Source organism: Mesorhizobium sp. LSJC269B00, assembly GCF_000502815.1.
Classification (GTDB): domain Bacteria; phylum Pseudomonadota; class Alphaproteobacteria; order Rhizobiales; family Rhizobiaceae; genus Mesorhizobium.
Genome location: NZ_AYVN01000002.1, coordinates 25631 through 39980, shown reverse-complemented (window position 1 = coordinate 39980; position 14350 = coordinate 25631). Strand labels below are relative to the sequence as shown.

14 protein-coding genes are annotated in these 14350 nt (G+C 61.8%); 8 read left to right on the top strand and 6 right to left on the bottom strand.

Annotated elements, in window-relative coordinates:
* Position 1: 1 nt before the first annotated feature.
* Together X771_RS160085 and X771_RS160090 are read left to right on the top strand one after the other, a co-directional pair.
* Positions 2 to 1648 carry a 5-guanidino-2-oxopentanoate decarboxylase gene (locus X771_RS160085; protein ID WP_023686779.1) on the top strand — a complete coding sequence of 549 codons (1647 nt, stop codon included), beginning with the start codon at positions 2 to 4 and terminating at the stop codon, positions 1646 to 1648.
* A complete protein-coding gene (locus X771_RS160090; protein ID WP_023686778.1) occupies positions 1645 to 3027 on the top strand; it encodes an FAD-binding oxidoreductase in 1383 nt (460 codons plus the stop codon). The genes X771_RS160085 and X771_RS160090 overlap by 4 nt, the downstream gene beginning before the upstream one ends.
* Before the next feature lie 947 nt (positions 3028 to 3974).
* Here the strand turns inward: X771_RS160090 and X771_RS1000000166320 are convergent.
* Positions 3975 to 4247: an AraC family transcriptional regulator N-terminal domain-containing protein gene (locus tag X771_RS1000000166320; RefSeq protein WP_348524313.1), complete on the bottom strand. Its 273-nt coding sequence runs from the start codon at positions 4245 to 4247 to the stop codon at positions 3975 to 3977.
* A 502-nt stretch (positions 4248 to 4749) separates the two neighbouring features.
* Between X771_RS1000000166320 and X771_RS160095 the strand changes: the two genes are divergently transcribed.
* From X771_RS160095 to X771_RS160115, 6 genes are all read left to right on the top strand, one after another.
* Positions 4750 to 5292 carry a sigma-70 family RNA polymerase sigma factor gene (locus X771_RS160095; RefSeq protein ID WP_023670608.1) on the top strand — a complete coding sequence of 181 codons (543 nt, stop codon included), beginning with the start codon at positions 4750 to 4752 and terminating at the stop codon, positions 5290 to 5292.
* Entirely contained in the window at positions 5289 to 6128 is an 840-nt protein-coding gene (locus X771_RS0133345; RefSeq protein ID WP_023723369.1) for an anti-sigma factor, read from the top strand. The genes X771_RS160095 and X771_RS0133345 overlap by 4 nt, the downstream gene beginning before the upstream one ends.
* 277 nt (positions 6129 to 6405) lie before the next feature.
* On the top strand, positions 6406 to 6651 hold the full coding sequence (locus X771_RS160100) for a DUF680 domain-containing protein (RefSeq protein WP_023670610.1): 246 nt from the start codon (positions 6406 to 6408) through the stop codon (positions 6649 to 6651).
* 95 nt (positions 6652 to 6746) lie between these two features.
* Positions 6747 to 7718 (top strand): MBL fold metallo-hydrolase, encoded by a 972-nt coding sequence (locus tag X771_RS160105; protein ID WP_023670611.1) that lies wholly within the window; start codon positions 6747 to 6749, stop codon positions 7716 to 7718.
* Positions 7719 to 7749: 31 nt separating this feature from the next.
* Positions 7750 to 8229, top strand: a complete 480-nt coding sequence (locus X771_RS160110) for a tetratricopeptide repeat protein (protein ID WP_023670612.1) — start codon at positions 7750 to 7752, stop codon at positions 8227 to 8229.
* 53 nt (positions 8230 to 8282) lie between these two features.
* Positions 8283 to 8786 (top strand): DoxX family protein, encoded by a 504-nt coding sequence (locus X771_RS160115; RefSeq protein ID WP_023686775.1) that lies wholly within the window; start codon positions 8283 to 8285, stop codon positions 8784 to 8786.
* A gap of 343 nt (positions 8787 to 9129) precedes the next feature.
* Here X771_RS160115 and X771_RS0133340 read toward each other — a convergent pair whose 3' ends face one another.
* Genes X771_RS0133340 through X771_RS160135 form a run of 5 tightly spaced genes read right to left on the bottom strand, consistent with a single transcriptional unit; the run spans position 9130 to position 14335 of the window.
* Entirely contained in the window at positions 9130 to 9636 is a 507-nt protein-coding gene (locus X771_RS0133340) for a flavin reductase family protein (RefSeq protein WP_050587397.1), read from the bottom strand.
* A 27-nt stretch (positions 9637 to 9663) separates the two neighbouring features.
* Positions 9664 to 11094 carry an FAD/NAD(P)-binding protein gene (locus X771_RS160120; RefSeq protein WP_023686774.1) on the bottom strand — a complete coding sequence of 477 codons (1431 nt, stop codon included), beginning with the start codon at positions 11092 to 11094 and terminating at the stop codon, positions 9664 to 9666.
* Positions 11091 to 12266, bottom strand: a complete 1176-nt coding sequence (gene ssuD / locus X771_RS160125; protein ID WP_023686773.1) for an FMNH2-dependent alkanesulfonate monooxygenase — start codon at positions 12264 to 12266, stop codon at positions 11091 to 11093. Before ssuD ends, X771_RS160120 begins: the two co-directional genes overlap by 4 nt.
* A 33-nt stretch (positions 12267 to 12299) precedes the next feature.
* Complete coding sequence (locus X771_RS160130) at positions 12300 to 13547, bottom strand: SfnB family sulfur acquisition oxidoreductase (protein ID WP_023686772.1); 1248 nt, start codon at positions 13545 to 13547, stop codon at positions 12300 to 12302.
* The gene (locus tag X771_RS160135; protein ID WP_032905207.1) at positions 13544 to 14335 is read right to left on the bottom strand and encodes an ABC transporter ATP-binding protein; all 792 of its coding nucleotides are present in this window, start codon (positions 14333 to 14335) and stop codon (positions 13544 to 13546) included. Before X771_RS160135 ends, X771_RS160130 begins: the two co-directional genes overlap by 4 nt.
* Positions 14336 to 14350: the final 15 nt, after the last annotated feature.

Sequence of the window (14350 nt, the reverse complement as noted above, 5' to 3'; positions counted from 1 at the left end):
TATGGGTGACGACAAGCAAGTCGTCGAGACGACGGTGGCCGACGCCATCCTTCGTCTCATGGAATCCTATGGGATCGACACGATTTTCTCCATTCCCGGAGTCCACACCGTCGACTTCTATAAATCTCTACCCGAACGGCGGATCAGGCACGTCACGCCTCGGCATGAGCAGGGTGGCGCGTTTATGGCGTACGGCTACGCGTTCGCGACCGGCCGGCCGGCTGCGTGCATGCTCATAACCGGCCCCGGCGTGCTCAATGCTGCCACCGGTATTGCCGAAGCCTATTCGGACTCCATTCCGGTGTTCGTGATCGCCGCGAACAACTTGCGCGGAGAAATCGGAGTGGGTCGCGGCGCCCTGCACGAGACCAAGTCGCAGTCCGCAGTCCAAGAGCAGATTGCTGCTTTCACGCATACTTTGCTCGAGCCTTCAAACATCGAGGAGGTTTTCCACCGGGCCATGTCGTCGATGGAGGTGTCGCGTCCGCGGCCGGCCTTGATCGAAGTTCCGAGAGACCTCCTCAGTTCGAAGGTGGCGGTGCCCGTTGAGCAAGCTCTCCAACTGTATAGGCCCGGGCCGCACCCGGATGTGATCAGCCGAGTCTCCTCGATGCTGGTGGGCGCCAAGCGCCCCATCATGATCGTCGGCGGAGGCGCTCGCAGCGCGAGCCGAGAAGTCCTGGCGCTCGCGGAGGAACTTGGCATTCCCGTGGTGACGACGAACACCGGTAAGGGAATCCTGCCGGAAACCCATCCCCTTTCCCTCGGCTCAAGCCTTCCTTTCCCTCCGATGCATCGCGCAATCGAGGATGCCGACGTCGTGCTGGCAGTCGGAACAGAACTCAGTGAGACGGATCTGCTCTACACCTGCAAGAGTTACCGGATAAATGGCGCGCTAATCAGGATCGACATCGATCCGCGGCAGTTGACCATGAACTATCTCCCACGCGTCGCCATGCTCTCCGACGCCAAGGTCGCGCTCCAGGCGATAATCGACGGATGCGGCGATGGCGACGCGGATCAGAGAGAAATCGCTCGGCGACGGGTCGCGGACATCCGGACGTCGGTGGAGAAAGACGCCGGTTGGTCCTCGGAGTCTCACAAGCACAAGCCGATCTTGGGAGCCATAGCGGCAGCGCTTGATCCGAATGCCGTCATCTGCGCCGACTCCACTCAACTTGCTTACACAGGCAATCATTTCTTCCCCTCGAAAGAGCCTGGCACATGGCTGTTCCCGAACGGGTACGGCACGCTCGGAAGCGCCCTTCCAGCCGCTATCGGAGCGAAGATTGGCTGCCCGGATCGTCAGGTGGTCGCGATCGTCGGCGACGGCAGCTTCCTCTACACGATCGAGGAACTCACCTCAGCAGTTGAGAATGAAGTCAGCCTTCCCGTTATTCTCTGGAACAACCGAGCATATGGCGAAATACGAGATGCCATGATTGCGTCGGACATCCCCACGGTGGGCGTAGATCTCTACACGCCCGACTTCCAGATGATTGCGACGGGTTTCGGATGCCATGCCGTTCAAATTGAATCACTCATACAGCTCACCCATGAACTCAAGGAAGCTTTCAAAAGAAACAGACCGACCCTGCTCCAGATAGACAATGACGCGGCAATGTTTTCAGGCGCAGGCGTGTCATGAACAACGAGACCCTTGAGGCTGGACTTCGGCAGGTCGTGGGCGAGTCGAATGTCATTGCCGGGCCGCCAGGTGGCCCAGCGCTTGTCGTCAGACCCGGGACCACCAAGGCAGTGGCGGAGTGCCTGAAGCTCTTTCATGAGCAACAGGCTCCAGTGGTTACGCTGGGCGGGCTCACCGGGCTCGTGCATGGCACCCACACCCCATCGCACTACTTCGGAATTTCCACCGAGAGGCTAAATCGGATCGAGAGCTTCGACCCGAGCACGCGCCTGGTTGTGGTGGGGGCAGGAACGAAGTTGGAGGCGGTCCATGATTTCGCTGCGGACCACGATCTACGATATGGGGTCGATCTCGGCGCTCGGGGTAGCTGCACCATCGGCGGAAATATCGCCACGAACGCGGGCGGGAACTCCGTCATCCGCTTCGGCATGACCCGATACAACGTTGTCGGCATTGAGGTGGTCCTTTCCGATGGGGCGATACTTACCGATCTGCGGGGTTTGCCTAAGAACAACGCAGGTTACGACCTGAAGCAGATATTCATCGGCTCCGAGGGAACTCTGGGTGTTGTGACCAAAGCGTTGCTGAAGCTCAGCCGTCGACCGGCCGGCACGGCAAGTGTTCTGTTGGCACTCAACCACCTGAACAGCGCCCTCGTGGTGATGGAGGCACTAGAGCGTGCCTGCTGCCATTCTTTATTGGCGTTGGAAATCATGTGGAACCGCTATTTCGAGAAAGTGAGCACCGCACTGTCGGCAGAGACGCCTCCGCTTCCACCGGGTCATCCCGTTTATTTGCTCGCCCAGGTCGAGGGCATGGATAGCAGCGAACAGGCAGTCGACAGTTTGGTCGGAGCTTTGGAGGGCATCGACGACATTATCGACAGCGCGTTGGCGACAACACCGGTCCAGGAGCGCCGTCTCTGGTCGATCCGTGATGGGTCCGATGTCATCGAGCGAGCCCATAAACATGTGCTTTCCTTCGACGTCAGCATGCGGCCACATAAGTATGCCGCTTACATCGCAGACGTCGAAGCGCGCCTCAAAGCCCGAATATCAGACGCCGTCGCCTACTATTTTGGGCATCTCGCGGACGGCAACATTCATTTCATGATCGGACACGACGGGTCTTTGTCCGACGCGACACGCCTTATCGAGGAATGCGTCTATGACGCCTTGGCGTCGTACGAACCGTCTTCGATTTCTGCCGAACATGGGATCGGCCGAGAGAAGGCGGCCCATCTTTGGCGATCGCGATCAACGGCCGAAATCGCAGCGATGAACCGCATCCGCGCTGCTCTCGATCCTGCAGGAATTCTAAACCCGCATATATCGTACGAACCCAAGTCTCTTGATGCTCAATACGCATCAGCTCGTTAACGGGAGCAACAGCGTACAATATGCGCGCTACAGCCTGATATTTTTCCGGCACAACGTGCGGACTTCATCTTTTGGATCTGCTCATCCCCCAGTCGTGAGGCAATGAATGTCGAGCAGGTTGGATGCCCTAACGGATTGTGACGAAGCGCGTCCGACTGGCCGCCGGGCGCAGCATTCCTGGTCGTACGTTGGCGGCAAGAGACGCATCACTCTCAATTTCCGAATCAGGTTCCATGAGGACCTTGCCAAGTCAGTCGCTGCTGGCTGGGACACCAACGTTGCCAGTCGACCGGTAATCAACATACAGATGCGGCGCCAGCATCGCCCGGCGACATCGTTCAGGGTAAGGCCGATTTATCGAGACCCGGCCAAGCCCGGGCTGAGCTTAGCATCGGCATGCTGCTCATTTGCAGGTCGACAGCCCAAGATATTGATCCCATTCGCGTTTTGCAGGATCGTCGGGAATGCATCCATATTTTACATAGGTCGTGCGCAGAGGCAGGGATTGCTTTGATGAAACGAGGAACAACACCAATGTAAACATCCCACAAACAGCCCCCGCGAGGGCCACATACCAAAGCCTGCCCGGAACGCTCTGAGGACTAGCCACGCTTATACCTGGTGAAACCATGGTTGTCGGAGCTTGGCCGCGGTTGAATTGACATTCATCGTCGGACCGGTCTCGCTGAAAAGCTTCAGAATGGAACTCATGCCAATGATGTCGGCCACAAAGAAAAGCTTCCATGTCGAACTTAACCGGGGCAGCACGAAGATACCTAGATCGTACGTTCAAAATGCGCATCCCATGTCTCAAGTCGTCCAGCAATCAATTATCGGCGGACGCACAGGCGGCATCTTGTCTACGCTCACCCCAAATTTTCTAAAGTGATTTGAATGAAACGATGGTTTGACAGCATCAAACTTGGATATGCTTGATGAACGGGAGCTCAACCGTTCTCGCTTGGACGGGCGGCCGACGATCGAACTGAGTGAGAACGACTCATGCCGGCGACTTCGGCCAATTCTCCACCGTCAGCGCCTCCGCATAGGCCGCTCTGATAAGCGCGACGGCCGGCCCGAGGCGGCTTGCATGGCTGTCGGTGATTCCCGAGCGCGTGGATGCCTGCACCGTGGCGACCTGTCAGCAGCCAGTAGTGCATCTCACGAATAAGCTGGTTCTGCAGGATTGGGATTGACGCCGGACGATCGAGTAGTTTCATCAAACGCAATGCCAAAACCAGGGCGCCCGGACCAATCACATTGCCGAGAAAGAATCACGCTGTCCGGGAATAAAAAGCCGCTTGCCCTGGTCCTCCATGCATGAGCTGCTGATTGACCTTGAAGGGACGCCGCACTGCAAACCCACACATTGCCGAGCACGACGGTATCGGTCGACGCGTTCCAGGACCTCTGGAAGGCGATAGGTCGGCCGCCTGCGGCCGGCTGGCTCACCTGTCTGCCGAAGGTGCTGCCGCGGTCGGGATCGGGAAAGCTGAGGTGCCGCGCATGCGAAATGGGTCGTGAATTCGGCAATGCTTGTGCTCGAGAAGCATCCATCTGGATGCATGTTTGCGGTCCAGTGCGTGATTGACACCGATGCGACGTTTGCCCTCACATTCAACGCAGTTGGCGACCCGGGATGTTTCCTCTGGGTTCGATCGCAACGCAGAACCATTCTCGCCCCATGAGCACTCAAGGCGAGGCGCATGTGACGGTGTACCGATGCTAAGCAGCAATGCGCGAGCCGACCGCTTCGGCGAAGTGGTAATGCCCCATCTCGCCGACGCGCTTTCGCTGGCCCGCTGGCTGACCGGCAATGCCACCGACGCCGAGGATGTCGTGCAGGACGCCTGCATGAAGGCACACGCCAACATCGCAAGCTATGCCGGCGGCAATGCACGTGCCTGGCTGCTCACCATCGTTCGCAACTCGTGTTACACATGGCTGGCGCGCAATCGCCCGCGCAGCATCGTCTCGGTGGGCGACCTCGGTGATCTCGACGAGGTGAGCGCCGCTCACGCAGTCGATCCGACTGAGAGCGAAAGCCCGGAGGCGAGCCTGATTGCCAGGGCAGACGTGGCGGCCCTGGAGGCGGCGATCGCCGCTCTGCCGCAACCCTTTCGAGAAACGCTCGTGCTGCGCGACGTCAATGGCCTAGCCTACCGCGATATCGCAGCCATGCTGGGCGTGCCGATGGGCACGGTGATGTCGCGGCTGGCGCGGGCGCGTGGCCTGCTGATCTCTGACCTTGGGAGGGCGCAATGAGTGCGCACAACGATGGATTGCCCGAGGACGCCGCAGGCATGAACCTGATGCTGCACGCGCTGATAGATGGCGAGCTTGACGCCGCCGCGGCCATGGCTGTCGAGCGGCGCATCGCGGCCGATCCCAAGCTGGCGGCCGAACATGCCCGCATCATGGTCTTGCAAGGGGCTGTGGCCAGGCTTCCGAAGCCCCAGGTGAGCGACGAGTTCAGCGCGCGCATTGCAGCCATGGCAGCATCCGGCAGCGTCGAGGTGCTGCGGCCCAGAGCGCCGATACGGGCGAAGTCCGCTCGAACGTGGTGGTCGGCGCGCAACTTCGGATCATTCGACTGGCGCACCATGGCGGCCTCGATCATGATCAGCGCTGTTCTGGCCAGCGGCGCGACGCAATGGGCGATGCAGCCTAGCGTAGCCGATAGCTTTGCCGCAGGCGTGGCCAGCGGCCACCAACGCAGCCTGCTGGCGACCAGCCCCGTCGATGTAGTCTCGTCGGACCGGCACACCGTAAAGCCATGGCTCGATGCAAGGCTCGGCCTTTCGCCGCCGGCTCCTGATATGGTGAAAGACGGATTTGCGCTCATCGGTGGCAGGGTCGAGGTCATTGGCGGCCGGGCAGTGCCGGCGCTGGTTTATCGCCACCGCGAGCATTTGATCACCCTTGTCGCCGAGCCGCAAAATGCCGGGGCGGTGACCGACCCCGTCGATCTCTCGGAGGGCGGCTTCTCGCTGGTGCAATGGAGCGACGGCGCCTTCTCCTACTGGGCGATTTCCGACATGGAGCGGCCGGAGCTCGACGACTTCGTGGCGCGCTTCCGCGCCGCGGTCGTCCCCGGCTGATAACCGACCGTCGGCACTCCAACCGATATCGAGTGCCGACCTGCGCTAGCCTTGACGTTCCTGCCCGGGTGACAGACCACGGCAGCATGGCGCCGACGTCGAACGCGTCCTCGTGCAGCGTCGGCTCCAGTTCGGGGCGGACGCCGGCCCCTGTTTTCGGGAAATCTCAAAAGAATTTCGCGCCGCCCGGGAATAAAGGGATGTCCTGATGGGTCTTGTTGTTAGCGGGGCCAATTTCCCGGCACGCACCCAAGAAACGAAAAAAGGATCTACCGAAATGACCAAGCTCGCTCTCAGCGTGGCTGCCATGCTGCTTGCCTCAACCGCTGCCTTTGCCGGCAGCGACCATGGCGGCAACAACTCCAATCAGCCGGTCGCTACCGTTGACACCAATGCCACTGCTTCCATTTCCCCCTCCCCGCGCCAAGCCGGCGTCGACACCATGGTGACGACCGGGCCGCGCCAGGGGTCGGTTCAGGACATCATCACCAGGCACAACAACGACGGCATCTGGGGCCGCTGAAGGCACCCTTCCGAACATCTTCTCTTACCACTCACGATGGAGAGCCAAACCTTTGGCTCTCCATCATCACCCCATAAGGCTGCAGGAGATCACCTATGTTCATGATGACACGTCGCACGTTGCTTGGAACCACGCTCGCCGCGACCGCCTTCGGTCTGGCCGGCAAGCTGGAATTCACCCGTCCCGCCTTCGCCGAAACGTCGGTCGAGCCGACCGTCGGCTTCTACAAATACAAGGTCGGTGATATCGAGGTCACCGCCATCTATGACGGCATCTGGCGCAAGCCGCACGACCCGGCCTTCATCAAGGATGTTTCCGTCGAGGACACCAAGGCAGCGCTTGCCAAGGCCGGCCTGACGACAGACTTCATGCCCATCCCGCTCACCGTCATCGTCCTCAAGATGAACGGCAGGCTGATCATGATGGATGCCGGATCGGGCGTCGGCCAATGGCAGACCAATGCCACCCATCTGCCGGCCAACATGGCCGCCGCCGGCATCGACTATAAGACGATCGACACCATCATGATCTCGCATTTCCACCCCGACCATGTCTGGGGCCTGATGGAAAAGGGGACCGATGCACCGGTGTTCCCCAATGCCGAGCTGATCGTCAACGCCACGGAATACAATTGGTGGACCGACCCCAGCCGGCTGGCCAAGCTGCCGGAAGGCCGCAAGCCGGCGGGCAAGCGCATCGCCGAAAACTTTCCGAAATGGAAGAACTGGAAGCTGGTCAATGACGGCGCCGAAGTCGCACCCGGCATCCAGATCATCGCTGCGCCCGGCCACACGCCGGGACATTCGGTCTACCTCGCCAACTCCGGCAAGGAACAGCTGATGATCTCGGCCGACACCATGTATGTGCCCGCCCTTCTGGCGCCGCATCCGGAGTGGCAGGGCAGTTACGACCAGGACGGGCCGATGGCGATCACCACGCGGCACAAGCTGATCGATCGCGTGATCGCCGACAACATCCGGATCTCGGGTTCGCATTTCCCGTTCCCCGGCACCGGCGTCTTCGTGAAAGACGGCAATGCCTATGGTTTCACCCCAGTTCAGATTTGAGCGCGAGCTCCCAACCCAAGCGAGAAAGATGATGAAGCAATCCTATCTGGGCAAGCACGCCCTGTTTGGCCTGCTCGGCGCCATTGCCGTGCTGACCGTCGTTCCCGTGGCCACTATCATGCCGGCCTATGCGGTCGACGACCTCGAAGGCACCGATGCACCCGACCTCACCGCCGTCCAGGCCAAGATCGCCGTCAAGGACTACAAGGGCGCGCTGGCCGATCTGCGTGATCTCGCGCAGGACAACCAGCAGGCCGACGTCTACAACCTGCTCGGCTTCACGCTGCGCAAGACGGGCGATTTCACCACGGCGCTGACCTACTACAACAAGGCGCTCGAGCTGAAGCCCGACCACAAGGCCGCCCGCGAATATCTGGGCGAACTCTATGTAGAGACCGGCGACATGGCCAAGGCCAACGAGCAGTTGGCGTCGCTGCAGAAGCTGTGTCCCGCCGGCTGTGAAGAACTCGAAGACCTCCACAAGGCCATCGACACCAAGGTGACAAAGTAAACCAGGCAGGTGCTGCAAGGCGCCTGCCCCTTTCCCATTGCCTGGAGCCCATCGTGACAACGACACAAACCGCCTGGAAACCACATCTCACCGACTTGACCCTGCTGACGGGTCGCCTGCTGCTCTCATTGCTCTTCGTGCATGAAGGCCTGGAGCTGGCGACGCATTTCGCCGGTGCAGCCAAGGCGATGACGGCGCTCGGCGTCAGCCTGCCGCTTTTAATAGCCACCATAGCGCTGCAGCTGGGAGCTGGCTTTTCGGTCGGCCTTGGTCTGCAGACGCGTCTGGGCGCGGTGGCGCTCGGACTGTTCTGTTTGGCAACGGCAGCTTTGTTCCACACCAATTTCGCCAACCAGAACGAATTGCTGCATCTCGAAAAGGATCTCGCCATAGCGGGCGGCATGTTCGTCCTGGCCGTAGCCGGCGCCGGGGCGATATCTCTCGATAGGGTGCTGAACGGCCTCGTGAAGCGCCGGCAACAGGACAGAGAGACGGTTGCGGCGCTCATAGCGGCCGGTAGGCCTCTCTCGGTGGGCGAAATCAAGCTTCCATTCTAAACCGGCCAACACGCCGGGCATCATACAACCCGCCCGCCCGGTCGGCGCCCGCAAACTGCCTCGGGGGGTGACGCAAGCCGTTCCTGGCGTGTCCTCCATTTTACGTCCGCTTATCGGCGCGGATAGTAATGCCCAGGAAGGACCTGCGACGATTCCGATCAGCAAGCCTCTTAATCGTTGTTGCAGTCGGCGATCTGCAGAGGTTCAAGGCATCCGTTGTTTGAATTACGTGCTCCCGCGCCGCGGATCATTCGCGGTTCTGGTATGCCAGAAGGCCAAGCATCGCGAGCGTCACTTTTCCGAGATTTGCATGGCTGTCAGAAAACGACACGTACCAACCCGCTCAAGATGATCCATATGCGCCGCGATGATAGATCAACGCTGGGCCAGGCTCTCCGCTCACCACATGTCGGACGGTGCCGAGGATCAGCGCATGGCTGTGACGAATGATGGTGTCCTCGACCGTGCAGTCTACCGCGGCAAGCGCACCTTCGAGTGCCAGTGCGCCGCTTGCAAGGGTGGACCAGCGCGCACCCTCGTAGCGCGCCTGCCCCTTGAGGCCGCCTCGGCCGGCAAAACGGTCGGCAATCGCGATCTGGTCGGCGCGTAGCACATTCACGCAGAAGTGCCCATGCCGGCTGATGGCTGCCCATGTCGACGAGCTCAGGTTGATGCTGACGACCATCACCTCCGGTTCGACCGACAAGGAATGGGCGGTGGTAATTGTTGCGCCCGTCCGCTCGTCGCCGATGCCTGCGGTGACCACGGACACGGCTCCGGCCAGGTGTCGCATCGCAAATTTCAGGGGGATCCGGGTTTCATCCGGCAGAATGCGTTCGGTTAGTGTCATCTGGATAGCCTCATCGTGTTTGCATCTTCACGACGCCCTGCGACGCAACGCCGTCTGGTAACCCAACCATTGGTGAATTTCAGTGGCGATGCTCTCGGCATGGGCGGTGACTTCAGGGATGCCCATCAGCTCGCCGACGCTGCCGCGCGCCAGGGGTCCGCTGATGAAAATATTGTCGGCCGGGTGACCTGACGCATCGACCGCGCGGCCGTGGCTGTCGGTGTCGAGACCAAGGCCGGTTGGGTCAAGACGGACCAGGCCCAGATGTCCAAGGGCGGCAATCGCCGTGTTGGTGCGAAGAATGTCGGCATGCGCCGGCCCGGTCGTCACGATCACGCTGTCGAACGTCTCGACGATGAGGTCGTGTCGGCGCCTTGACCGCTGCGTGACGCGGATATGCCCGTCGGCCTCATCGGCCTCGACAATCGATGCGGCGCGATAAGCGAGCGTCCCCTCGGCAAGGCGGCGATCCAGCACGACTGCTACCTGTGGCGCGATGCGGAAACGATGTACATCCCAGAGCGCGCGAAGATGGCGCACCACGCGGCGCTGCTCGGCGAGCGGCAAGGCCTGCCAGATCAACTGCCCCTGACGCCGGACAGCGTCGAGGACCGGATACCAGTCTCCGCCCTGTCGCCTCGCTGCCGCGATCGTGGCCCGGATGTGCCCGAGCAGCACCGTGGCGCTGCATAAAGGCAGGCTGGTGAAGTCGCCTATCGGGTCGCCCTGCGTCGCGGCCTGCACATGCGAGCGGTAGCCATGGCGCGACAGTGCCGTGATACGGCCGCGATGACCTCTACGGTCGAGGGTTGCAATGACGTCGGCCGAGGTCAGACCGGTGCCAACAATGAGAACACGGTCGTCGCGGCCGATCGCCTGCAGCCGTTCGAGATCGTAGGGATTGGCCACCAATCCGGCGACTGAGACCACGCTGCGCAGCGGCGCCGGGAGGGCCGGCAATGGATGCGTCGCCGCGATCACCACAGCATCGGCGGAAAGCGTTGCGCCATCGGACAGGACGAGCCGGTAGCCCTCGCCACTGCGCTCGACCCAAGCAACTTCGGCCCTGACATGGCGGATCGCCTTGCTTTGCAGGAAGGGCTGCAAGTGGGATTCGACATAGCGGCCGAAGACCCGACGCTGCGGGTAGATCGCGCCGCTGGCGGCGATGGCCTGCGTATCGTCCAGAATGGCGCCGGTCTGCTCCAGCCAGTCGGAAAAATGGCCCTCCTCACCTGAGATCAGCGTCATCCTGGACGCCCGCACGTTGATGCGGTGCGAGGGATCGGCCGTCGAATAGGCCAGACCATAGCCGAGCGCCTCGCGCGGTTCGACGACCCCTATATCGGCTGCATCGGCGGGCAGCAGCCGCGCCAGGTGAAACGCGGTTGCGGCGCCGGAAAAGCCGCCGCCAATGATGGCGACCGTCAGTTTCCCAGCCCTGCGGGAAGCGCTCAAGACTGGCTCGCGCGCAGCGCCGATGGTCGATGATCTCCGGCCACCGTTTCGCCGAACGGTCCCATGTTCACCGTCGTCGGCCGGGTCGAGATTTCGTGATCGAGCGGCAGCAGCGGCAGCACCAGTTCGCCGAAGCGATAGGCTTCCTCCAGATGCGGATAGCCGGACAGGATGAAGGTATCGATGCCAATCCTTCGGTATTCGTCGATCCGTTCCGCCACGGTCGCCGCATCACCGACCAAGGCGGTGCCGGCGCCGCCGCGCACAAGGCCAACGCCGGCCCAAAGGTTCGGGCTGATTTCGAGCTTGTCGCGGCTGCCGCCATGCAACCGGCTCATGCGCGACTGACCGACGGAGTCCATGCGGGCAAAAACCTTTTGCGCCTCGGCGATCGTCTTGTCGTCGAGGCGGCTGATCAGCCGGTCGGCATCGGCCCAGGCCTCGTCATTGGTCTCGCGAACGATGACATGCAATCGGATGCCGAAGCTCACTTCGCGGCCGGCCTTTTCGGCAAGGCCGCGCACATGCTCGACCTTGGCGGCGACGTCCGCCGGCGGCTCGCCCCAGGTGAGGTATTTGTCGATCTGCTCGGCGGCGACCGCATTGGCCGCGTCCGACGAGCCGCCGAAATAGAGCGGCGGGTGCGGCGTCTGCACCGGCGGGAACAGCAACCTGCCATCTTCGATGTGGAAATGCTTGCCTTCGAAGGCTACGGTTTCGCCGCTGAGCACGGCCTTGTAGATGTCGAGGAATTCCCGCGTCACCTCATAGCGCTCGTCATGGCTGAGGAATATGCCATCGCCCTTGTTCTCGACCGGATCGCCGCCCGTGACCACGTTGATCAGCAAGCGCCCGCCCGAAATGCGGTCGAGCGTCGAGGTCATGCGCGCGGCGAGCGTCGGCGACTGCAGCCCTGGACGGACCGCAACGAGAAAGCGAAGTCGTTGCGTCAGCGGCGCCAACGCCGACGCCACCACCCAGCTGTCTTCGCAACTGCGCCCGGTCGGCAGCAGCGCGCCATAATAGCCGATGGCGTCGGCCGCCTTGGCGACCTGGGTGAGATAGGGCAGGTCGACCGCCCTGCCGCCCTCGGAGGTGCCGAGATAGCGGCTGTCGCCATGGGTGGGCAAGAACCACAGGACCTTGATCCTGTCGGGGGTGGCAGTGCTCATGAATAGTCCTTTGTGACTTTACGGCGTTCCCGCTCAGCTCCAGGCGTGGAGGGGCGGGTTGACCTCGTTCAGGTAATAGTTGCCGAGGATCGCGTATTTCCAGCGGACGGGATCGTGCAGGGTGTGGGTGCGCGCATTGCGCCAGTGGCGGTCGAGATTGTGCTCGGCCAGCGTGGATCGCGTGCCGGCGAGTTCGAACAGTTTGTTGGTGGCGGTGATGGCGATCTCGGTGGTGAGGATCTTGGATTCGGCGACCGTGATCTGCGCCTCCGCGACCGTCTTCTCGTTAGGATCGGCCACGGCGCGGTCGACCGCAAGGCCGGCCTTTTCCAGAATAGCCTCGGCCGCATTGGCGCGCAGGCGAAGGTCGCCGATCGCCTGGATCGTATAGGGATCCTGCCAGGCATTATCGACGCCGCTGTCGATCCACGCGCGCGACCTGGTGCGCACGAAGCTGACCGTCTCGTCGATCGCCGCCTTGGCGATGCCGAGATCGACCGCCGCCTGGATGATCTGGAAGATGGGTCCGTCGGCTGTCGGTTTGTCGTACCCCTTGTAGCCGGGGACGAGATGCGTCTTCGCCACCTTCACATTGTCGAGCAGGACCGTGCCGGAGAGCGTCGTCTTCTGGCCGAAGCTCGACCAGTCATCGATGACGGTCAGTCCGGGCGCGCCGCGATCGGCGATGGCATACCAGGCGCGCCCCTCGTCATCGAGCGCCACAATCGGCACCAGATGGGCGAGCAGGGCGCCGCTTGAATAGAATTTCTGGCCGTTGACCACGACATGGTCACCGGCATCGACGAACTTGGTCTCGAAGTCGGCGGCACGCTTGGAGCCGAACTCGGAAAACGCGTTGCCAAAGCGCGTGCCGGACAGTGCCTCGGCGAAGAGCAGCTTTTTCTGCGCCTCGTCCGAAACCGTGCGGATGGCGGCGACCACGCCGAGATGGTTTTGCGGAATCTGGCCAAGCGAGGGATCAGCCGCCGAGATGATGGTGATCACCTTCGACAGCGTCACATAGGAAACCTCCGGCCCGCCATAGGCCTTCGGCACATTGATCGACCACAAGCCGCTCTGCGAAAATGCATCCAGCTCTTCCTTCGGCCAGATGCGCTCGCGATCCCGCTTCGAGGCTTCCCTGGTGAATTCAATGGCAAGTTTTTCGGCGATGGCGATCGCCTCGGCATCGGTCTTGATGATATGCGCCTTGGCCGAGGGGCGCTCGACCGGAGGCACGGCGACGCGCGCGTCGGACGGCTGCTTGGATTGGATGGTCATGCTGCTGTCTCCTGGGGAAAGTGTTGCAATGGGAGCGGCGCGCCGCCGAGATAATAGGTCTTGATGTCGTCGCGCTGGCGCAGGTCGGCAGCCGACCCTTCCAGCACGCTTTTTCCGTTTTCGAGCACGGTGGCACGATCAGCATATTTCAGCGCCACCGCCGAATTCTGCTCGGCGACAAGGATCGAAAGATCTTCGTCCCGATTGAGCCGCTTCAAGGCGCTGAAGATCTCGTCGACGATCAGCGGCGCGAGCCCCATCGAGGGCTCGTCGAGCACGAAGAGTTTCGGCCGCGACATCAGTCCGCGACCGATCGCCGTCATCTGCTGCTCGCCGCCGGAGGTGAGGCCGGACCGCGTGCGCCGTTTCTCGAGAAGCCTCGGAAACAGCGCGTAGACACGCTCAAGGTCGGCCTTCACGCCAACGCGCGAGGATGAACGCCCGAGCGCCCCGGTCAGAAGGTTCTCCTCGACCGTCAGCGAGCGGAAACAGTGCCGGCCCTCGAGAACCTGGACCAGGCCCTTGCGGACAAGGTGCGAGGGGCTTGCCCTTGAAACATCCTCGCCATCGAAAATGATCCGGCCGGCGGTAACGGCGCCGCGCTCTGCCGGCAGAAGATTGGATGCGGCTCGCAACAACGTCGTCTTGCCGGCGCCATTTGAGCCGAGCAGCGCAACGATCTCGCCCTTGCCGACCGAGAGGTCAACGCCATGCAAAGCGGCGATGGCGCCATTGTAGACGGCCTCGACGCGGCTGACCGACAGGATCGGATTTTCCGGGCTGGACATCGATAACTCCGCTGC